This window comes from Steroidobacter flavus, assembly GCF_042651805.1.
GTDB lineage: Bacteria > Pseudomonadota > Gammaproteobacteria > Steroidobacterales > Steroidobacteraceae > Steroidobacter > Steroidobacter flavus.
The window spans coordinates 1,007,838-1,029,941 of the sequence record NZ_JBHSDU010000014.1 but is presented as its reverse complement, the minus strand read 5'-3'; the positions used below and the strand labels follow the sequence as shown (position 1 = coordinate 1,029,941).

Below are 22,104 nucleotides of genomic sequence, written 5' to 3'. Positions count from 1 at the left end.
CCTACAAGACCAGGGAGACGCCGACGATGAATACAAAACTGGCAACGAGAACGGTGGCGTACTGTGCGATGGCGGCCGCCGGCGCCTGCGCGACCGCTGTGCACGCGCAGACAGCGAGTCAAACCGGTGCGCTCTCATTGTTCGTTAACGACCCGCTCAGCGCTGCCTCGAATCTACAGCAGCAGACCGGCTATGCCGTGCAGGGCATGTGCACTTCGCTGGCTGGGGAAGGCGGATTGCGACTGACGGGTGCCAAGCAGGATTTGTTTCTACGTTGCAACGAGATGGTAGAGACGGCGCGCGTCTTTCAAGGCATCCCGGCCGGCACTGGCCGCAACATGGGATATACCGACCGCAGCCAGCTGCTGGCGGCCGTTCAACAAGTGTCCGGCGAGGAACTGGCCGCGCAAGGCACGATGTCCACTCAGGTATCGTCGGGACAGTTCTCTAACATCGGCGGTCGATTGACGGCGTTGCGAATGGGCACGGCCAATCAGCGCTTCGGCGGAGGTGCCGCTGCCGACGAACAAGCCACATCGGCGGAAGGCAAGAAGCTGGGCTGGTTCGCCGAGAGCAGCTATGGCTTCGGCGACCAGGACCAGACCGTCGCCGTCGATGCCTTCGACTACGATTCCGTGAGCGTGACGACTGGCGTCGACTACAACTTCGGCTCGAGCGTGCTCGGCTTCTCCCTGGGCTACGACAACTACAAGGCGGATTTCGATCACGCGGTGTTCGTCAGTGGCGGCGACGTGGAAGTGAAGGGCATCAGCGGATCGGTGTTCGGCGGCTACTTTGGCGAAGGGTGGACGGTCAGCGGCATCGCTACTTATGGCTCGCTGTCGTCGGATGTTTCTCGACGGGTCGTCTACGATTCCGCCAATGCGGCTTGTAACCCGAGCTGCGGCGCTGTGCGAACGATGACAGGCAGCCCGGACGGCAGCTACATCGCGCTGGGTGCGACGGTCGGGTATGACTTCCACCTGGGCGGTTGGGATCTCACACCATCGCTGAGCGGCAGTTACCGCGATGTCGACATCGACGGTTACAGCGAGACCGATCAGGCCGGCGGCGGCCTGGCGCTGCGCTACGACGACCAGACGATCAAATCGACGCGATCCATTGTCGGCGTTGCTTTGTCTCGTCCCATCAGCCGCACCTTCGGCGTGCTGGTGCCGAGCTTGCGGGGCGAGTGGCACCACGAGTTCGAGGACGATGCGCGGACGGTTCGGGCCAAGTACGTGCTCGAGGATTCGCTGGCGCTGGGCGCGTCGGATCCAAAGAATTTCTCTTGTTCGATCTCGTGCTTCAGCATGCTGACCGATCAGGTCGATGCGGATTTCGGCGTTGCCAGCATCGGGCTGTCAGCCGTGTTCCCTCGGCGTCTGCAGGCTTATCTGGTCTACGAGGCGTTGTTGGGAACGTCCAATGTCAGCGGCAACTCGATTGCCGCCGGTCTGCGCGGCCAGTTCTAGTTGTGGGCTAGCGCATCCATCCGACAGAAGCTCTGTTCGAGCCGGAATAATTCCTGGCTCGAAGGGAGCACCTGTCGGCCGTAACGAATCAAATCGAGCGCCTCGGTCACGCGGTGCTCGTTTGCCAGTGTTCCTGCCCGTTCCGCGTATACGTTCGCCACATCCGCCTGCAGCTGCAGGGCGTCCCGCTGCGACGGGTCCATCCTTAGGACCGCGTTCAAGATGTCAGTGACGCTGTTGGGCCCGTCGCTGAGGATGTATTTGAGATCCTCGATGCGCGTGGCCGGGGTCGCGTCGAGCATATAGTCGCGTGCCAGCGCGATATGGTCGTCGATCTCCTGTTGCTGTTCGGCGGTCAGTGCCGGCCGCGGCTGTTGAGCATTCGTGACGGCGGGCTTGGGAATCTGCGCACACTGCAGGACTTCCATCGTCGAATCTTCCACGGCCACACGGTAGTAACGTGCGCCGACTGCCACTGCGCCGACAGTGACCAGCACGCCGGCAATCGCGCCGGGCAGGGCGTATTTCTTCAAGCGACTCTGCGGCATGAACGCTTTGAGGAAAGCACCGACACTCGGCGTGCGATCTTCGCGATTTAGTGCGAGCCCCTGCTTCAATCCTTCCCATTGATCGCGCGTGAGCGATGGGATGCGCTTCGGCACGAGCTTGCGCTCGTTGACGATCTTGGCCGATTGCCGGTCGAAGGGGTGACGCCCGCTCAGCAACTCGTAGGTGACACAGGCGAGCGCATAGATGTCGTCGCGCGGATCGGGCGAGGCTTGTTTCCACATTTCCAGCGATGCATAGGCTGGAGTCAGTCCATGCAACACCAGGGCTGGGTCGAAAATGGTCTGTTCGCTACGGGTATCGGTGGTTTGAATCAATCGGGCGATGCCAAAGTCGAGCACCTTCACCGTGCCATCGTTGCAGACGAAAATATTGCCGGGCTTGAGATCGCAATGAACGATGCGTTTCTGATGGCCGTACTCCAGCGCCATCGCCACGCCCCGAATAATCGGCAGAACTTCAGCGAGCGGCAGCCCTTCGGAACAGCGCGCGTCGATGAACTCGTCGAGGCCCTGGCCCTCGAGATATTCCATCGTCATATAGATGCGTGAGCCGTCGCGGTCGAAGTCGTAAACCGTGACGACGTTCGGGTGGGCGAGGGTGCTGGCGCGACGAGCTTCGCGCTGCAATGCCATAAACGATTCGGGATGCGCGCTCACTTCCCGATTCAATACTTTCAGCGCGATGTAGGGCTGTCGGTCGTGCGCTTCTTGCCGTCGCCGGTCGAGCGCTTTGAACACCTGGCCCATGCCGCCTCGACCAAGCCGCTCGACCAGCAGGAATCGTTCCTTCACGACCATGTTCGGAACCAGCGTTTCGCACGCGACTTCCGGATCGGGCTCGAACAGCGGCGGTTCCTCGCGCGCTTGAGCGGTTTCGACATGAGCCGACTGGCCGCGAGCGAGCACGGTCGCCTTCGATTGCATTGCACTGCGCGGCGGTTCCAGCGTCGCGGCCGGCGGTTCGAACAAATCTCTCAAGGTGAGCCAGATGGTCGCCGACAGCCGGCCTTCTTCGACGGTATTTCTCAACCAGCGTGAGATCGATTCCCGCTCTTGCGGATGTCGTGTGAGGTAGGCGCGAAACAGAGCGCGCAATTGATCGAGGTCGATCGCGCCGCTGATGAACCGTCCGAGTTCGTTGCTCAGCTCGTGCATGCGGGCAGTGTAACCAAAATCATGGTGACCGGATGAGCGGGCGCAAGATAAATCGTGCGGCGCGATGAAACATTCGCGTGCGTGTCTCACTGACACACTTTTGGCCGTGCCAAATAGATCGAACGAACAGTGGTGGCGGGATGAGAGGCTGCTATGCTTCATCCTCATTGCATCTCACATCGACGACGAACCGAATGGATTCGGTCGTGGGGAGAACACAGTGAACCACCGAGGTCCGCTTGATCGCGTCGAATGGATTCGAGCGCTGACACTGGCAACCGTCGCGACGCTCGTCGCCGGTTGCAGCACCGTCCAGGGTCCTGAGTACAAGCGCCCCGACGTTCCCGATAAACCGCAGTGGTCGCAGCTCGAAGGCCGCGAGATCACTGCCTCCGAAGTCATTCAGCCCGATTGGTGGCACGGCTTCGGCGATCCTTATCTGATCCAGCTCATCCAGCGCGCCATCGATCAAGGCCTCGACATGAGGATCGCGGCGCTGCGCCTCGACAAAGCCGGCGTGCAACTCGGCAAGGATCACTTTGCGGCCACACCGAAAGTGGCCGTCGTGCCAGCGGATGCCATCGCTCGCGGCAAAAGAAACAACGAGACGGCCAAGACCACTCGCGAGACCGAATCGCTCGGCGCCGGGCTCACGTGGGAGCTGGATATCTGGGGCAAGATTCACAAGGAAATGCAGGCGGCCGATGCGCGCTATCGGGCGACTGAAATGGACTGGCGGGCCACGCAGCTCGCGCTCATCGCGAGCGTCGCGGAACGTTATTTTCAGATCCGGCAGTTCGACGAGCAGGTCGCTCAGCAGATCGATTCGAAGAAGCAGGCTGAGCAGTTGCTGGATATCTACTACGCCCAGCACAAGGAAGGCATGGTGCCGGAGACGAAGATCCGGTCGCAGAAGGCAGAGGTGGCCAATCTGCAAAACAGATTGCTCGACTTGCAGCGCGGCCGGGCCGAGGCGGAGCTGAAGCTCGCGACACTGGTCGGCGTGCCGGCGGGTGAGTTGTCTGTGCCCGTCGGTAACTTACGCGACAGCGTGCGAATTCTCGAAATGCCTGAAGTGTTGCCCGCCGACGTGCTGGCGCGACGGCCCGATGTGCTCAAAGCGGAGTATGACGTGCTTGCCGCTCATCATCTGGTCGGCAAGGCGAGACTGGCGAGACTGCCGACGTTTTCTCTGACGGGCGCAGCGAAGACCGGCCAGAGCTTCACCTCGCGGGTGATCAACACCTGGACCTTTGGATTGGCCGCGACGTGGGGCGGGATGTTCGATCGCGATCTGAAGATGGATGTGAAGCTCAACGAGGCGGATCTGGCGATCTCGCGGGAGGAGTATCGGAAGACGGTGCTGGGTGCGTACGAAGAAGTCGAGATTGCGATGCTCAATCTGACGGCCCGGCGCGAACAGATCAAACAGCTCGAAGCCCAGGTTGCGGATCTGCAGGTCGTTCGCAATGTGCAGGACGCCCGCCTGCGTGAAGGGTTGGTGTCGCAGCTCGAAGTCTTCGATACCGAGCGCAGCCTGCTCGGCGCACAGCAGGAAATCCTCTCGACTTATGAGCAACTGCTGACTGACACCGTCACGCTCTACAAAGCGCTGGGCGGAGGTTGGGAGTCCGAGCAGGTGGGTGGGCGGGAAGTCGCCGACTCGAAGACGGTGAAGTGAGCGCTGTAGTTCATCATGAAAGCCATTCTAAAACCGGTTTCTCATCCGGGCCTCGGTGACATCAGTATCGTCGATGACCTGTTTGCGATCGGGCGCAATGAAGAGCCGTTCGCGTCCAGGCTCGGCGCGGAGGCTTCCAGCCTGTCGCGGCGTCATGCGCGCGTGTTCCAGGAGGACGGCAAGTTGTTCATCGCCGACCTGGGCAGCCTCAACGGCACTCGCATCAACGAGCGCGAGCTGAAGAACGACGTCGCTCTGCTGAACAATAACGATCACATCACACTGGGCGGCGCCGTCGAATTCCGCGTGGAGATCCGGCAGGCCGACGAGCCTACTGCGAACAAGAACGCGGCGATCCGTGTCACCTTGACCCCGGAACAGCCGGCTAGCGGCCTGGATGCGATTGCGATCCAGAACTTTCCGTTCTTGATCTCGCGGAACGAAGCCGGCTTCGATCAATACCGGGAGCGGCTGTCGAGTGCCTGGCGGAAGCTGTCCCGTCGCCACGCGGTGATCGCGCTCAAAGGCGGGCGTGTCAATGTCGAAGATTTGGAGAGTTCCAACGGGACGTTTGTATCGGGGGTGAGACTGGACGAGCGATCGCGCCAGCTCTCCGATGGAGACGTCGTCGCGTTCGGTGATCCCACGTTCTCTTACAGAGTGCGCATTGAGAACTTGCACGAGCCGACGCAGTTCGCCGCGACTGTGTTCGGGCGTTCGGAGCAGGCGGCGGCGCCGCCTCGAACGACACAGCAGCCGAGGATTGATCTGCAGCTGAGGTCGGCGACGCAGCCCGAGGTTGAGCAGCAGCAGCCCAGACCGGCCACGCAGCCCGAGGTTGAACAGCAGCCCAGACCGGCGATTCAGCGCGATGTGAAGCAGCAATTTGGGCGGGCAACGCAGCCTGATGTAGTCGAGCAACCCGGGTCGGTCAGGCAATTCGAACCAGTCGAGCACGCAGAACCGGCGGCTGCGGTCGAGCGACCGGCAGCGGCAGCAGCGGCGTCGCGCGGTGGCGCCAATCGCACCCGGTTCGTCAGCTCGGCGGATTCATTCATCAATGTGTTCTGCTCCGATGACGAAGTGGTTCAAGGTGCGAACGCCGGCGCCCACGCGGCGACGATGGAGACACCGCAACTCAACGTGCCGCCCAAGGGACTGCAGAAGTTGCGGGGCACGGTCAGGCAAGTGTGGCGTGCGCTGGGTGGTGGGACGGTTGATCGGCGCTTCCTGTGGGGCGCAACGGCATTGGTCGGCGTGATCGTGATGGCTATCACGATCACATATATCGTCGGCTTGGACCGTCACCAGATCAAACAGCTGCTCGACACTGGGCAGTACTCCGAGAGCGCGGTCGCTGCCAATCGTTACCTAGAACACAATCCGAAAGACACTGAAGTCAACGCCTGGGGGGAAGAAGCGCTGACCCGGGCCATCGTGCCGACCTGGATGGATCACATCGAGCACGACCGCTATCCGGAAGCCGATCAATATCTGGAGGCACAACGCAAGGCGCATCCTTTCATTCCACGCGGGCTGCAGATGATCGATACGCTCGCCTGGGCGGGGAAAATGGAAGCGCACATGGCGGAGCGCGGCGGCACGTCCGGTCCGATCGTGATGTTCCGGGACGAAGCGCCGATCCGTGCTCTCGTGGAGGAGTGGGGCGCCGATAGTTTCCGGCGTCAGCAGATCCTGGATCAGATCGTCACTCAGATCCCGCAGTTCGAACCCACTCACTCGCGGATCTTCAGCAGTCTCACCACTCTCCGCAGCGACAACTCGCTCTACGTGAAGGCCATCGACGAATTGAAGACGTCGATTCAATCGGCGCTGAAGCGCGATGAGCGCCAGAGTATCGACAAGCTGCTCAGCGAATTCACCACCAACTATCCCCGCGTCTCAGGCATCGATGCCCTGCGCGACGATCTGGCTCGCTATGACACGCTAAAGCAGCTCGTTCAACGCAAGGAGCTGTTGCAGCTGGCAGAGTTGCAGCGAACTGCAAAGTTCCAGACGCCCATCTTCACGGACTACGTCGATACCTGGCTCGCGAGGGAAATGCCGCCGCCCGATGTTGTCGCCAAGCATGCGAAGGCGGCCGAAGCCTGGCGGGCCGGCAATCATGACGAGGCGATCGCGATTCTCCAGTCCGTGACAGACGCCCCGTGGGGCGAAGTGGCGACGCGCCAGATCGCGCGCTACCAGAAGGTCGGCGCTGACTACGACGCCTTGCTGATGACCAAAGGAAAAGATGAGTACTGGGATCGCTTGCTGGTGGTGTGGTCGTCGCTGCGTCCTGACGAAGACGGGCACTTGATCGCGACCCTCGAGCCGGACTTCGTTGCTCACAAAGAAAAAGTACTGCCGCGAATGGATCAATCGCTCGCTCGCGTGCGCACCTACTGGAGCGAGTATCAAAGCGCCGGCGGCATTCCGGGCGTGATTCGCGTGGAGGAGCGTGTGTCGCCGCGGTTCTCGGGCCAAGCGAAGCGTCTATCTGGCGCATACCGCGAGATCAGCAGCGGCGCGCGAACCTATCAACTCCTGCAGGTCACACCGCCGCCTGAATGGCAATCGTTGCAGCAGGAAGTCGTCGATGAAGTGCAGCGTCAACGGCGCTGGCTGCAGGATCTGAACATCGTGCTGGAGCCGGTGCTCCTGCACGCCAAACTGGAGCTGCTGCCCGAAATCTCGGAGCAATCGTTATGGGTACAGTCTACTACCGATCCAAAAAAGGACTGAATCGTTTCCTCGAGGATCACGGCCCGGAAGGTGTCGCCATCGTGACGGATCAACCGTCACGACTGATACGCGGCACCATCCTCGTGTTCTTCGGGTTGCTGATCGCCGCGGTGCTGTGGTCGTTCATCGGCAAGTCCGACGTGGTCGTGGAAAGCACGGGCATGGTGAAGCCCGAGCTGGAACAGCAAGGCGTGTATCTGCCCATCAAGGGCGAACTGGTCAATGTCTATGTGACCGAAGGCATGCCCATCCAGAAGGGCGACGTGGTGGCGCGCATCGATTCTCCCAATGCCATTGAGCTGGCCGGGCAGGCGACGCAAGCCTCGGTGCATCTGGCGGCCGCCGAGCGCGGCTATGAAATGTTTCCCACCAAGAAGAAAGCCATGGAGAAGGAAATCGCGGCGCTCAAAGACAAGATCGCCGCCGACGAGCGCGACAACGATTGGCGGGTCGCGGAGAGCGTCAAGAAGCTCGCGGAAGAGCAGCAGTTGAAACTGGAAAAGGCCCGCGCCAAGCTGGCGAAGGCCGGCGCCGAGCGCGATCAGGCGCAGCGCGTGTTGGAGCAGCATGAACGGTTGTTCAATTCGCCGGGCAACGGCGGATTGTCCAGGGATCAAGTGGAGGAGAAGCGCGGGTTCCTGCGTGAAAAGACTCTGGACTACAAGCTGGCGGAAAGCGAGCTTGGCGAGTTCGAAGTGTCACTGATGCAGGAGTACGACAAGAAGAAACAGGACCTGCAAAAGAAATCCCAGGACCTGCTCGCGGCTCAGGCCCAGTACGAGAACATGCTGCTGCGTCTGACGCAGGACGAGGAACAGGCCGAGACGGATCTGCGGCTGGCGCGGGCCAAGTCCAAAGCCGCATCGCGCATCAGCTACGAGGATATCGACGAGGACAACTTCCTTCGCATCCGGGCGCCCATGGATGGAGTTGTGACCACCGTGACCTTCACCGACGTTGGCGCGCAGGTCGATGAGAAAACGCCCGTGGTGCTGATCGCGCCGAAGGGCGCCCGCAAGGTGCTCGAGATCGAGATCAACGAGCGCGATCGGGCCTTCTTGAAACCCGGCATGCCGGTGCGGATCAAAGTGAATGCCTTTCCCTATCAGCGCTACGGCGTGCTGACCGGCGAGCTGGAGCATATCTCGCCGGCCTCCAGCCCCAATCGCGACACCAAGCAGATCGTCTACAAGGCGCGGGTCGGGCTGCAGAGCGATCACTTCACCGTCAACAACGTGGCGACGCCGATTCGCTACGGCATGGCCGCCAAAGTCGAGATCGTCGTCGAGAGCCGGCGCCTGATCGATCTCGCCATCGATCCCTTCAGAAACTCCGTCGGATGACCGTCATGAAAGAACTCCGCTCCCTGGCCGACGATGCCGTGGTTGAATTTCTCGCCACGGTCGAGATGTTCTCCGCCTTCAGCCCCGCCGATCTGCAGGTCCTCGCGACCTATGTGGACTCGCGCTGGTACGAATTCGGCGAGCCGGTGTTCGAAGCCGGTCAAAAGAACGCCGGCTTGTACGTGATCCGATCCGGAACGGTCCGCCTGTTCAGCGAAGAGAACGGCAAGGAGGTCAGTCAGGGTGTTCGCAAGGCCGGCGACGTGCTCGCTGAAATCGGCGCGCTGCGGGATCATGTTCACGATGTCTCGGCACGCGCGTCGACGAAGACGGAAGTTCTGTTCCTGTCACGCGAGGCCATCGCACCGGTACTCGCCAACAACAAGGATGCCGCGGCGTTTCTCACCAGCTACACCGCGATTCGCATGGCGGGCGGCGTGGTCAGTCGCCTGTTCGAGCTCAAGGGGAAAGTCGATCAAGCCGAGCTCGCACAGCTCGTGCGTAGTCTGGGTGTCAAACGCGTCGAAGCGGGCGCGACGATTCTTACGCAAGGCGCTTCTGATGACCGGCGTCTCTATGTCGTGCGTCAGGGCAGAGTAAAGATCACGCGTGAGGAAGAGGGCGCGCAGTATCCGATCGGCGTTGCGCGCCAGGGCGAGTTCTTCGGTGAGTTCGCCGCCCTCAATCCTGGCGAGCAACCGGCGTCAGTCGTTGCCGAAACGGACGCGCTGCTGCTAGTCATCCCCACAGATACCTTGCGGCTGCTGCTCGAACGCAAGCCGCAGATCAAGGACTTCCTGGAAAGCAGGGTCAAGGCATCGGAGCGCGAGCTGGAGCGGCAGAAGCAGCTGTCCGAACGCAGAGGTCGACGCTTGTTGCTCGATATCGCGGGTCGCACCGGCGCCGGCGAAAAAGTCCTCCCACGCTTCGAGCTGGTCGAGCAGGCAGAGGAGGCGGACTGCGGAGCGGCGTGCCTCGCGATGATCAGCAAGCACTACGGAATCGCGATCACGCTGGGCAAGCTGCGAGAGATGGCGAATGTCACGACGGAAGGAGCGACACTCGACAGTCTCGCGCGGGTGGGTGAATCGCTCGGCTTCGCGGCTCGCGGCATGAAGTGCACTTACGAGTCGATGCTCGGTTTCGAGCTGCCCTTCATCGCGCACTGGGAGGGGTACCACTACATCGTGGTCTATGGCGTGTCCAGGCGGCATGTCTGGGTTGCCGATCCGGCGCGCGGCTTTGCCAAGATGACGACGGCGGATTTCGAGAAGGGCTGGACCGGGACTTGTCTGTTGTTCTCGCCCAGCGCCGACCTGTCTCAGTCGCGGGCCGGCCAGTCGCCCTGGATGCGGTTCGTCAATTATCTCGCGCCGTTCAAGCACATCATCGGCTATGTCGCCATGGCGACGCTGGTGATCGAGCTGTTAGGCGTGGCGCCGCCCATCATCGTGCAGAACATCCTCGATCGGGTCGTGGTCCATCAGAACATCCAGCTGCTGCACGTGCTGATCGTCGGGTTGATCATCGTGCACGTGTTCACTCGCCTGACCACATTGATGCGTGGCTTCCTGGCCAACTTCATCCGGCGCAATCTGGATTTCGAGATGATCTCGCAGTTCTTCAGGCACACCTTGTCGCTGCCCCTGGACTTTTTCAACCGGCGTCGCACCGGCGACATCTTCGCGCGCTTCCAGGAAAACATGAAGGTGCGGAATTTCCTCACGGAATCGACCGTCAGCACGCTGTTGAACACGCTGATGGCGTTCATCTACTTCATCGTCATGTTCCTCTATAGCGTCAAGCTGTCGTTGCTGCTCATCGCTTTCATCGTTCCCATCGGGCTGTTGACGGTGATGGCGACGCCGCGAATCAAGCAATACGCGCGGCGCGCCTTCGAGACGTCGACAGATGCCGAATCTGTATTGATGGAGACGTTGAGCGGTGCCGAGACGGTGAAGGCGATGGGCATCGAACGACCGATGCGCATGCGCTGGGAAAGCCGTTACGCGAAGGCTCTGGATGTGCAGTATCGAGCGCAGCGCTTCGACCTGCTGGTGGGATTCACCGGACAGATGCTCAGCGCCGCGAGTTCGGTGGTGATTCTCTGGATTGGTGCGAGCCTCGTGCTGGACGAGCAGCTCACCATCGGTCAGTTGATCGCATTCACCATGTTGATGGGCAGCGCGTTGGCGCCGGTCATGGGGCTGATCGGCTTGTGGGATCAGCTGCAGGAGACGGGCGTCGCGATGGAACGGCTGGGCGATGTACTGGATCTGGATCCAGAGCAGAAGCCGCAGGACATCGAGTCACGCATCATGTTGCCCAGCCTGAAGGGCGATGTTCGCTTCGATAATGTCTTCTTCCGTTACGGCGGCAAGGAGAACCGCTTCGTGCTGGAGAACATCCGCTTCTCCATCGAGTCGGGCCAGATGGTCGCGATCGTCGGTCAAAGCGGTTCCGGCAAGACCACCCTGGCCAAGCTCGTCGCCGGCTTCTATGCGCCGACCGAGGGCTCGATCTATGTCGATGGCTACGACATGAATCTGGTCGAGAAGGAGTACTACCGTGCCCAGCTCGGCTATGTGATGCAGAACAATCTGCTGTTCTCCGGCACCGTCGCCGAGAACATCGCTGCCGGTGAGGAGAATCCCGACCGGCGACGCGTAGTCGAGGTCGCGAAGATGGCCGATGCTCACAACTTCATCAGCGCCATGCCGCTCGGCTACGAGCAGGTCGTCGGCGAGCGAGGCATGGGGTTGTCCGGTGGGCAAATGCAGCGCCTGTGCATCGCCCGAGCGCTCTATCACGATCCGCGCGTCCTGATCCTGGACGAAGCGACGTCGGCGCTCGATAGCCAATCGGAGAGCAACATTCTTCGGAACATGCAGGACGTGCTGAAGGGGCGTACGTCGATCGTGATTGCGCACCGGCTCAGCACGATCATGAATGCGGACAAGATCCTGGTGCTCTACAACGGCAGCATCGTCGAGGAAGGCGTGCACCGGGAGCTGATCGAGCGCAAGGGAATGTATCACCAGCTGGTGCAGAAGCAGATGATGAGCAGCGCCGCCTAGCGGCGCAGTTGTCTCGGCGTAAAAAAGGAGGAGACCCTTGCGGGTCTCCTCTGGTGGCGGGGAACAACGTGCGATCAGACGCGGACGAAATGATCCCAGTAGCTGTACTCGGTGTCGGTGCGCGTGCGCTTCCAACCTTCGTACGTCTGGCGAGTCAGGTAACCGTCGTGGAACGTCTGGCCCACATACGTGCTGAACATTTGCGAGTAGGCGCTCCACGAACCGGTGTTGACGTAAGAGCTGCGCAAGTGCCAGTCGGCGCCGCCGGTCAGCTCCGTCATCGCCTTGCTATCCAGAGCCTGGGAGAGGTCGAGGTCATTGAGGTTCAACGTGATCATTGCAGTATCTCCGAGTGGTGTGAGGTTTCAGCCAAGCGCTGTGCGTCTGCGCTTGAGCTAGGAATAGCAGCCTGCGTGCCAGCCGTGCCAAGCCACCGAAAACTTTTCGTAAGTCGCTGAAGGCAGCGAAGAAATAGTCAGACGATGAAAAATCGATACGACACGCCGGGAGTTCGAGGATCCGAATTCGTTGGATCGCGGCCAACAAACACAGGCCGCGATGTTGGGTCGAAACCATCACTGGAGAGACCGATGAGCAAACTCGTCATCGCGGATCTGGAAGACAGCATCGAGCTCGATCGGGAAGCGATGCGCGCGATCGTGGGGCTCGGCGCGCGTCCGATGTGGCCCAGACAATCGACGGCTTTCTTTCTGATGAATCAATCGAAGAGTGCGACCGGTCTGCGCGCCGCAGCAGGTCGCTGGTCCGCGCACCTTCGTCCGCTGCCGATCGAATCGTTGCAGCGGCGAATGAAGCAGGACGACAAGCGCTGGAAGTAACATCGGCGGAGTGCCGATGCCCTTTTGACAGCCTGGACGAATACGACTGAACGGATCACAGTAACGACGTTCCCAGAGCCCGATGTTTCTTTTGTTTGCTTCGCGAGGAGTCTTCGTCATGACCAATCTCATTCGCATCAATGACGAGATCATCAGCTCCGACAGCTTCGTCAAGCTGCTGAGGTTGAGTGGCCGGTTCGACGGGTTGATCGATGATATCGTCCAGGAAAAACTGGCCGTGCATTCAGCGAGGAAGCACGGCGTCCGGATCACGCCGGAGTCGGTGCAGCAGCGCTCGGATCAAATGCGCCGCGTGAATGGACTGCATCGTGCCGTGGAGATGAAGCGCTATCTGGAAAGCATGAGAGTCACGCCCGAGGAGTACGAGATCTACGTGACTGAAACGCTGTGCTTCGAAAAGATGATGGAGCAAGTGGTGACCGAGGATAAGGTCGAGCAGTTCTTCCGCCTGAATTCGCCTCAGTTCGACTGCATCGACGTGAGTCATATCGTGCTGGACTCGGCGGGCAAGGCCAAAGAGATCCTGGCCATTCTCGGCGACGAGCCGGAGCGATTCGCTGAGCTTGCGCAGGAGCACTCCATCGCCGATACGCGCGGTGACGGTGGGCACATCGGCAGCGTGCTGCGTGGGGCGTTACGCGGCGACGTGGAAGCCAAAGTGTTTCACGCGCAGAAGGGCGAGATCATTGGCCCGTTTGCGTCGCAGGACGGCACGTGTTTCGAGATCTTCAGGATCAACGAGAAACGGCCGGCGGTGCTGGATGACGACACCAAGGCCGAAATCCGCCGTGTCCTGAAGGAGCAATGGCTGGCGGCCCAGGCCAGCGAGCATCGGCTCGAAGTGATGTAACGGCGCCGCGATGAAACCCGTCGACTCGAATCTCGAAGCGACGATCTCGTACGCGGCGCTGCTGGAGAAGATCGAGATCCTGCGCTCGACCTTGCGTTGGGCGCAGACTCTCGACCGGGCCCAGATTCAGAAGCTGCTGAATCAGTGCACCACGATGCGAGACGAGGTGCTGCGCTTGTCGCACACCGAGCGCTTCGTCAAGGCCAGCACGTCGGCACCTCGGAATCAGAGCATCGCTCAGCGGCGGCATGCGCTGTTGGAACGTGACTTTCAGTTCGACGGCGTGTTCGGCGACAGCCCGCGGCTCATCGAGGCGTTGGAAATCGCGGAGAAGGCCGCACGCACGGATCTGCCCGTGCTGGTCGACGGCGAGAGTGGCACCGGCAAGGAGTTGATGGCCAAAGTCATCCACGCCAATGGCAATCGCGCGGACCAGCCCTATATCACCGTGAACTGCGGAGCGATTCCCGAGAACCTGCTCGAGTCCGAGCTGTTCGGTCACAAGCGGGGCGCATTCACGGGCGCGAATACGGATCGCGCCGGCAAGTTCGAGGCGGCGAATGGCGGCACGATCTTCCTGGACGAGATCGGCGAGCTGCCGCTGATCGGGCAAGTGAAGCTGCTGCGGGTTTTACAGTCCAATGAGATCCAGCGGGTCGGTTCGGATCAGGTCATCAGTGTAGATGCGCGCATCGTTGCGGCGACCAACAAGAACCTGCTGGAAATGTGCAAGGCCGGCACGTTCCGAGAGGATCTTTATTACCGGCTCAGCATCATTCAGGTGACGCTGCCGGCGTTGCGCGACCGCCGCGATGAAATTTCGGTGCTGATCGAATATCTCTCCAACGAAGCTGCGTCCAGATTGAATCGCCAGCCGGTGAAGCTGTCGAGGCGACTCACCAGCTTCCTGAGCTCGTACGATTATCCAGGAAACATTCGCGAGTTGCGCAATATCATTTTCCGGATTTCATGCCTGGCTACGGAGACCGCGGATCTGGAACATCTGCCAGAGAACGTGCGTGCCAAAGTGCCGGAGCAGACCGCGCAGCCTGAGGTCGAACCAGCGACCTCGCTCGTGGACGCCAAGCGCAAGGCCAGTGATGAAGCGGAGCGCAGTTATCTGCTGGAGTGCCTGGCCAAAGCAAACTATCGCGTAACGGATCTCGCCAGGAACATCGGCATGAATCGCAGCCACGTGCAGACGCTGCTCAAGAAACATGGGATCAGCGCGCGTCAGTCTTTGAAAGCGCACGCCGATGGCGGGTCTCCCGCGAGCCTGACCTGATCCCATGCACCCGTCGGTATGGATCCAACGCAACTCACAACGTCGTATCGATATTGTTGTTGGTCAGCAGCGATGACAGGCTCAGTCCCGTGTGCCCGGTGAGAACGACAAAGTCCTCGAAGCCGTAAGCAGTGCCGGTGCCATCCCGGTCGATGCTGATGATGGAATTGCCGCCACTCTCGCGAACACTCAGGTAGCTGTTGATATTGCCGGTGGTAATGGCGGGTGCTCCGATCAACAGATCGCTGATGTCGAGCACATCGCCGCCAGAGCCTGGTGCCGCTGTGTTGAAGTCCGTGATCGTGTCCACCGATCGGGCATCTCCGGCGAGAAAGCGATAGGTATCGCTACCGAGGTCGCCGGTGAGTGTGTCCACGCCCGCGCCACCAATCAACACATCGGCTCCGGCGCCTCCGTTCAATGAATCGTTGCCGCCGCCACCCTGCAACACATTGTTGCCCGCGTTGCCGGTAATGGTGTCATTGCCATTGCCGCCGATGACACCTTCCATGTTTGAATAACTATCGATGCCATTGACGCTGGCGGTTCCCGAGCCACCGGCGCCCATGGTTATCGAGAAACCGGTGCCGACTTCGGAGAAGTCCAGCAGATCGATGCCGGCGCCGCCATTGAGCGTGTCGTTGCCACCGCCGCCTCGCAGGATGTCGTCGCCGCCGCTGCCGGTGATCGTGTCGTTGAACGCGCTGCCGATCACGCCTTCCACGTTCTTGTACGCGTCGGTGCCAATGCCCGCCAATGAGCCGGTGGACCAGGTCAGGTTCGGCGGATTGGCGCCGTTCGTGCCCTGATTGAGTGTGATGCTGATGCCCGCGGTGGCATCCGAAAGGTCGAGCATATCGACGCCCGTGCCACCGTCGATCGTATCGTTGCCCAGGCCGCCTCGGAGCACGTCGTTGCCGTTGCCGCCGACCAACGTATCGTCGGCCGCACCGCCGATCAATGTATCGGGCGCGACGCCTCCGCCGGTGAGCGTGTCATTGTTGCTGCCGCCGTCCAGGTAGGAAGCGTTGTACGTCAGTCCCGTCAGGTTGACGTTCGATGCGCCGTTGGTGCTGACGATGTTTACCGTGACCGTCGCGGTGCTCGTGCCCAGCGGCGTCCCACCGTCCCCTATGGTGTAGGTGAAGCTGCCGACGGTGCTGTTGTTGCTGTCGAATATGATCGTGCCATTGGAGCTCAACGCCAGGTTGGAGATCCCGCCTGACGCCGAACCGACCGAGGTCACCGTCAGCGCCAGACCATCGGCATCCCGATCGTTGCCGAGCAGGGCGCTGACCGGGATGGTGATTGCGTTGGTGTTATTTGAAACGTAGAGGACATCGTTTGCCGCGACCGGCGCGGCATTGGTCGCGGTGACGGTTATCGCGACCGAGTCGGTGTCGGTCAGTGCTCCATCGTTGGTTACAACGGTCAGTGTGTCCGCGCCAGCATAGGTGATGGCCGGCGTGTAGGTGACAGCAGTGGCCGTCGCGAGCAGTGTGTTGATCGCCGCTACGGTGCCTGTCAGTGTAACGCTGGCTGAGCCACTTCCAGTGACCGTCACACTTGGATTACCAGACACGGTCAGCGCACCGTGCATGACAGAGAGGGTCGTCGTCACGTTGCCGGCGCCCGCATCGACGTCGGCGATGCTCAGACCGGTGATGACTTTGCTGGTGTCTTGGTTCGTTGTTAGCGGACTCGCGGGCACGGTGTTTACTGGCGCATCGTTGCTGCCCGTCACGGTGATCGTGAGCGTGGCGCTGCTGCTCGCCCCGTGTTCGTCAGTCACTGTGTACCCGGCGACCACGTTCTGTGTGGCGCCGGCGGCGAGGTGCTGATAGGCAGCGTGGCTCGGGTTGAAGCTGTAACTGCCGTCGGTGTTGAAGGTTAGGCCGGCCGGAGCAGGAGCATCGAGGGCATAGCTCAGTGTGGCGCCATCATCGGCATCGGTGTCGTTGGTAGCAACCGTGCCCAGGACAACGGCGCTGTCCTCAGTAGCGGCGTTCGTATCCGCAACCGCGACTGGCGTATCGTTTGTTCCGGTCACGGTGATCGTGAGAGCGGCACCGCTGCTGGCGCTATGCTCATCGGTCACGGTGTAACCAACGACCACATTCTGTGTGGCACCAGCAGCGAGGTGCTGATAGGCCGCATGGCTTGGATTGAAGCTGTAGCTGCCATCGGTGTTGAACGTGAGGCCAGCAGGAGCGGGAGCATTGAGTGAGTAGCTCAGTGTCGCGCCGTCATCGGCGTCGGCGTCGGTGTCGTTGGCGGCAACTGTACCCAGGAGAATGGCGCCGTCCTCCGTAGCAGCGTTCGTGTCCGCAACCGCCACTGGCGTGTCATTCGTTCCGGTCACAGCGATCGTGAGTGCCGCGCTGCTGCTGGCGCCGTGATCGTCGGTCACGACGTAACCAATGACCACATTCTGTGTGGCCCCGGCGGCCAGGTGCTGATAGGCTGCATGGCTTGGATTGAAGCTGTAACTGCCGTCGGTGTTGAACGTGAATCCGGCCGGAGCAGGAGCATCGAGGGCATAGCTCAGTATGGCGCCGTCATCGGCGTCGGTGTCGTTGGTGGCAACTGTTCCCAGGAGAACGGCGGCGTCCTCTGTAGCAGAGTTCGTATCCGTCACTGCGACTGGCGTGTCATTCGTTCCGGTCACGGTGATCGTGAGAGTGGCATCGCTGCTGGCGCCGTGCTCATCGGTCACGATGTAGCTAACGACCACATTCTGCGTGGCGCCGGCGGCGAGGTGCTGATAGGCAGCATGGCTTGGATTGAAGCTGTAACTGCCGTCGGTGTTGAATGTGAGGCCGGCCGGAGCAGGAGCATCGAGGGCATAGCTCAGTACGGCGCCGTCATCGGCGTCGCTGTCGTTGGTGGCAACTGTGCCTAGGAGAACGGCGCTGTCTTCTGTGGCAGCGTTCGTGTCTGCAACTGCGACGGGCGTGTCATTGGTTCCGGTCACGGTGATCGTGAGAGTGGCGCTGCTGCTCGCGCCGTGCTCGTCGGTCACGGTGTAACCAACGACCACATTCTGTATGGCACCCGCAGCGAGGTGCTGAAAAGCGGCATGGCCCGGATTGAAGCTGTAGCTGCCGTCGAGATTGAACGTGAGGCCGGCCGGAGCGGGGGCATTGAGTGAGTAGCTCAGTGTCGCGCCGTCATCGGCATCGCTGTCGTTGGTGGCAACTGTGCCTAGGAGAACGGCGCTGTCTTCTGTGGCAGCGTTCGTGTCTGCAGCTGCGACCGGCGTGTCATTCGTTCCGGTGACGGTGATCGTGAGAGTGGCAGCGCTGCTCGCGCCGTGATCGTCGGTTACGGTGTAACCAACGACAACATTCTGCGTGGCGCCGGCGGCGAGGTGCTGATAGGCGGCATGGCTCGGGTTGAAGCTGTAGCTGCCGTCGGTGTTGAAGGTTAGCCCGGCCGGAGCGGGGGCATTGAGTGAGTAGCTTAGTGTCGCGCCGTCGTCGATATCGCTGTCGTTAGTGGCAGCCGTGCCCAGGAGAACGGCGCTATCTTCTATGGCACTGTTCGTGTCCGCAACCGCGACCGGAATGTCATTGGTTCCGGTCACAGTGATCGTGAGAGTGGCGTTGCTGCTCGCGCCGTGATCGTCGGTCACGGCGTAACCAACGACAACGTTCTGTGTGGCGCCGGCAGCGAGATGCTGATAAGCCGCGTGACTTGGATTGAAGCTGTAGCTGCCGTCGGTGTTAAAGCTGAGGCCAGCAGGAGCGGGGGCATTGAGTGAGTAGGTTAATGTCGCGCCGTCGTCGATATCGCTGTCGTTGGTGGCAACCGTACCTAGGAGAGCGGCGCTGTCTTCTATGGCACTGTTCGTGTCCGCAATTGCGACCGGAATGTCATTGGTTCCGGTTACGGTAATCGTCAGTGTGGTGCTGCTGTTCGCGCCGTGATCGTCAGTCACGGTGTAACCAACGACCACATTCTGTGTGGCCCCGGCGGCCAGGTGCTGATAGGCGGCATGGCTTGGATTGAAGGTGTAGCTGCCGTCGGTATTGAAGGTGAGGCCAGCAGGCGCGGGGGCATTGAGTGAATAGCTCAGCGTGCTGCCGTCATCAGCATCGGTGTCGTTGGTAGCAACTATACCCAGGAGAACGGCGCCGTCCTCTGTAGCAGCGTTCGTATCCGCCACTGCGATTGGCGTGTCGTTAGTTCCGGTGACGGTGATCGTGAGAGTGGCACCGCTGCTCGCACCGTGATCGTCGGTCACGATGTAACCAACGACAACATTCTGTGTGGTGCCGGCAGCGAGGTGCTGATAAGCCGCGTGGCTGGGATCGAAGCTGTAACTGCCGTCGGTGTTGAATGTGAGGCCAGCGGGAGCGGGCGCATCGAGCGAGTAGCTGAGTATGGCACCGTCATCGGCGTCGCTGTCGTAGGTGGCAACTGTGCCTAGGAGAACGGCGCTGTCTTCTGTGGCAGCGTTCGTGTCCGCAACTGCGACCGGAGTGTCATTGGTTCCGGTGACGGTGATCGTGAGAGTGGCGCCGCTGCTGGCGCCGTGCTCGTCGGTCACGGTGTAACCAACGACAACATTCTGTGTGGTACCGGCAGCGAGGTGCTGATAAGCCGCGTGGCTGGGATCGAAGCTGTAACTGCCGTCGGTGTTGAATGTGAGGCCAGCGGGAGCGGGCGCATCGAGCGAGTAGCTGAGTATGGCACCGTCATCGGCGTCGCTGTCGTTGGTGGCAACTGTGCCTAGGAGAACGGCGCTGTCTTCTGTGGCAGCGTTCGTGTCCGCAACTGCGACCGGAGTGTCATTGGTTCCGGTGACGGTGATCGTGAGAGTGGCGCCGCTGCTGGCGCCGTGCTCGTCGGTCACGGTGTAACCAACGACAACATTCTGTGTGGTACCGGCGGCGAGGTGCTGATAGGCGGCATGGCTTGGATTGAAGGTGTAGCTGCCGTCGGTATTGAACGTGAGGCCTGCAGGAGCGGGGGCATTGAGTGAGTAGCTCAGTGTCGCGCCGTCGTCGATATCGGTGTCATTAGTGGCAACCGTGCCCAGGAGAACGGAGCTGTCTTCTATGGCACTGTTCGTGTCCGCAACTGCGACCGGCGCGTCATTCGTTCCGGTCACGGTGATCGTGAGCGTGGCACTGCTGCTGGCGCCGTGATCGTCAGTCACGGTGTAACCAACGACAACATTCTGTGTGGCACCGGCAGCGAGGTGCTGATAAGCGGCATGGCCCGGATCGAAGCTGTAACTGCCGTCGGTGTTGAACGTGAGGCCGGCCGGCGCGGGCGCGTCGAGTGAGTAGCTGAGTATGGCGCCGTCATCAGCGTCGGTATCGTTAGTGGCAACCGTGCCCAGGAGAATGGCGCTGTCTTCTGTGGCAGCGTTCGTGTCTGCAACTGCGACCGGAGTGTCATTCGTTCCGGTCACGGTGATCGTGAGCGTGGCGCTGCTGCTCGCGCCGTGCTCGTCGGTCACTGTGTAACCAATGACCACATTCTGTGTGGCGCCGGCGGCGAGGTGCTGATACGCGGCGTGGCTTGGATTGAAGCTGTAGCTGCCGTCGGTGTTAAAGCTGAGGCCTGCAGGAACGGGGGTATTGAGTGAGTAGCTTAATGTCGCGCCGTCGTCGGCATCGCTGTCGTTGGCGGCAACTGAGCCGATAAGAATCGCTCCGTCTTCTGTAGCAGAGTTCGTGTCCGCAACTGCGACCGGCGCGTCATTCGTTCCGGTCACGGTGATCGTCAGCGTGGCGCTGCTGCTCGCGCCGTGCTCGTCGGTCACGATGTAACTAACGACAACATTCTGCGTGGCGCCGGCGGCGAGGTGCTGATAGGCGGTGTGGCTCGGATCGAAGGTATAGGTGCCATCGGTGTTGAAAGTGAGCCCGGCGGGGGCGGAGCCAGCAAGTGAGTAATTGAGCACAGCACCGTTGTCCACGTCGCTGTCGTTACCTGCGACCGTGCCGATGAGAACCGAGCCATCCTCCATTGCACTTCGCACATCCGCGACTGCAACTGGAGCGTCGTTCGTGCCGTGGATGGTAATGGTCACACTCTGTGTGACCGACAGCCCCTCATCGTCAGTGATTTTGACGACGTACACTTCCGTTCGTGTCTCGCCCGCGGCCAAGGACTGAGCGGCGGAGTCGCTGAGTGTGTAGGTCCAGCCGACCATTCCCTGGCCGTCACCGAAAGCAGCGTTCGTGAGCGACGCGCTGAAGGTCCCGAGACAAGTCCCGGCGGGCGGGACGACGCTGATGCTATGGGTATCGGAGCTGTCGAGGTCGAAGAACTTGATCGATCCGCTGCCGATTTCCGTGGTCGTCGAACTAACGTCGTCGTTCCCATCCTCGGTGACGATGCCGCCGAGCGTCGAATCGAAAGTGTCGATGACCGGTGCGTCGAGATTGCCGACGACCGCGCCATTCACGTAGATCTCGAGGCGCTCCATCATCTGCACCGTCAACGTCGAGGTGCCGAAGTTGAATGTGAAATCGCGGCTGCTGCCGTTGGACACCTCACCCTGCGCGTTGCGCTGGACGGAGGCGAGATGTGAGAAGTAGCGCGCCAGTTCGGATTGAACGGAGTCTTGCAGCCACTCCGAGTCCGTCAGCATCAGGCGGATGGTATCGATGCCGGCACCGCCGGTGTACAGGTCGCCGGTCCCGACGTTCTCCGCCAGTCGATACACCAGAATGTCGTTGCCGGAGTCGCCGTTGAGAATATCGCTGCCGCTGCCGCCGTCCAGCGTGTCATTGCCGGAGCCGCCGTTCAGTCGGTCGCTGCCGTCGCCGCCATAGAGAGTATCGTTGCCCGCGCCACCGTTGAGCTGATCCGCGCCGCTCGTACCGGTGATGATGTCATCGCCATTGCTGCCGTTATTCGTTGCCATCCGCCCCAAGCCTCCCGATATTTGTTTCAGGCGATGCTAGTGGCGTGGTGGAGGCGGTCTATCCGACTGCCGTCTGCCCATACTTTGGTATTGCCCGACCGTGCAAATGAGCATCGGGATGTGAGGGATACGTCACATTTCTTAGTAGTATGCTGCGCGTGCAGAAGGAGTAATGCGG

General features: G+C 61.0%; 11 protein-coding genes. 8 read left to right on the top strand and 3 right to left on the bottom strand.

Annotation, left to right across the window (positions count from 1 at the left end):
* Positions 1 to 26: 26 nt before the first annotated feature.
* Positions 27 to 1,475 carry an autotransporter domain-containing protein gene (locus tag ACFPN2_RS26925; RefSeq protein WP_380602407.1) on the top strand — a complete coding sequence of 483 codons (1,449 nt, stop codon included), beginning with the start codon at positions 27 to 29 and terminating at the stop codon, positions 1,473 to 1,475.
* On the opposite strand, the gene ACFPN2_RS26920 is transcribed toward ACFPN2_RS26925, so the two are convergent.
* Positions 1,472 to 3,199, bottom strand: coding sequence for a serine/threonine-protein kinase (locus ACFPN2_RS26920; protein WP_380602405.1), 1,728 nt, complete (start codon positions 3,197 to 3,199; stop codon positions 1,472 to 1,474). The two genes, ACFPN2_RS26925 and ACFPN2_RS26920, sit on opposite strands and share 4 nt — an antisense overlap.
* A 220-nt stretch (positions 3,200 to 3,419) precedes the next feature.
* On the opposite strand from ACFPN2_RS26920, the gene ACFPN2_RS26915 reads away from it, so the two are divergent.
* From ACFPN2_RS26915 to ACFPN2_RS26900, 4 genes are read left to right on the top strand one after another with little or no spacing between them, the layout of a single operon-like run.
* Positions 3,420 to 4,880, top strand: a complete 1,461-nt coding sequence (locus ACFPN2_RS26915) for an efflux transporter outer membrane subunit (protein ID WP_380602403.1) — start codon at positions 3,420 to 3,422, stop codon at positions 4,878 to 4,880.
* Positions 4,881 to 4,895: 15 nt separating this feature from the next.
* On the top strand, positions 4,896 to 7,625 hold the full coding sequence (locus ACFPN2_RS26910; protein WP_380602401.1) for an FHA domain-containing protein: 2,730 nt from the start codon (positions 4,896 to 4,898) through the stop codon (positions 7,623 to 7,625).
* Positions 7,589 to 8,968, top strand: coding sequence for a beta-barrel domain-containing protein (locus ACFPN2_RS26905; RefSeq protein ID WP_380602399.1), 1,380 nt, complete (start codon positions 7,589 to 7,591; stop codon positions 8,966 to 8,968). Before ACFPN2_RS26910 ends, ACFPN2_RS26905 begins: the two co-directional genes overlap by 37 nt.
* Positions 8,965 to 12,045, top strand: coding sequence for an ABC transporter transmembrane domain-containing protein (locus tag ACFPN2_RS26900; RefSeq protein WP_380602397.1), 3,081 nt, complete (start codon positions 8,965 to 8,967; stop codon positions 12,043 to 12,045). The genes ACFPN2_RS26905 and ACFPN2_RS26900 overlap by 4 nt, the downstream gene beginning before the upstream one ends.
* A 74-nt stretch (positions 12,046 to 12,119) precedes the next feature.
* On the opposite strand, the gene ACFPN2_RS26895 is transcribed toward ACFPN2_RS26900, so the two are convergent.
* The gene (locus tag ACFPN2_RS26895; RefSeq protein WP_380602395.1) at positions 12,120 to 12,383 is read right to left on the bottom strand and encodes a hypothetical protein; all 264 of its coding nucleotides are present in this window, start codon (positions 12,381 to 12,383) and stop codon (positions 12,120 to 12,122) included.
* A gap of 252 nt (positions 12,384 to 12,635) precedes the next feature.
* Between ACFPN2_RS26895 and ACFPN2_RS26890 the strand changes: the two genes are divergently transcribed.
* The 3 genes from ACFPN2_RS26890 (at position 12,636) to ACFPN2_RS26880 (ending at position 15,040) form a co-directional block, all read left to right on the top strand.
* Entirely contained in the window at positions 12,636 to 12,884 is a 249-nt protein-coding gene (locus tag ACFPN2_RS26890) for a hypothetical protein (protein WP_380602393.1), read from the top strand.
* A 118-nt stretch (positions 12,885 to 13,002) separates the two neighbouring features.
* Entirely contained in the window at positions 13,003 to 13,755 is a 753-nt protein-coding gene (locus tag ACFPN2_RS26885) for a peptidylprolyl isomerase (RefSeq protein ID WP_380602391.1), read from the top strand.
* Positions 13,756 to 13,765: 10 nt separating this feature from the next.
* Positions 13,766 to 15,040, top strand: a complete 1,275-nt coding sequence (locus tag ACFPN2_RS26880; protein WP_380602389.1) for a sigma-54 interaction domain-containing protein — start codon at positions 13,766 to 13,768, stop codon at positions 15,038 to 15,040.
* 34 nt (positions 15,041 to 15,074) lie between these two features.
* Here ACFPN2_RS26880 and ACFPN2_RS26875 read toward each other — a convergent pair whose 3' ends face one another.
* Complete coding sequence (locus ACFPN2_RS26875) at positions 15,075 to 21,926, bottom strand: Ig-like domain-containing protein (RefSeq protein WP_380602387.1); 6,852 nt, start codon at positions 21,924 to 21,926, stop codon at positions 15,075 to 15,077.
* Between the last annotated feature and the right edge of the window lie 178 nt (positions 21,927 to 22,104).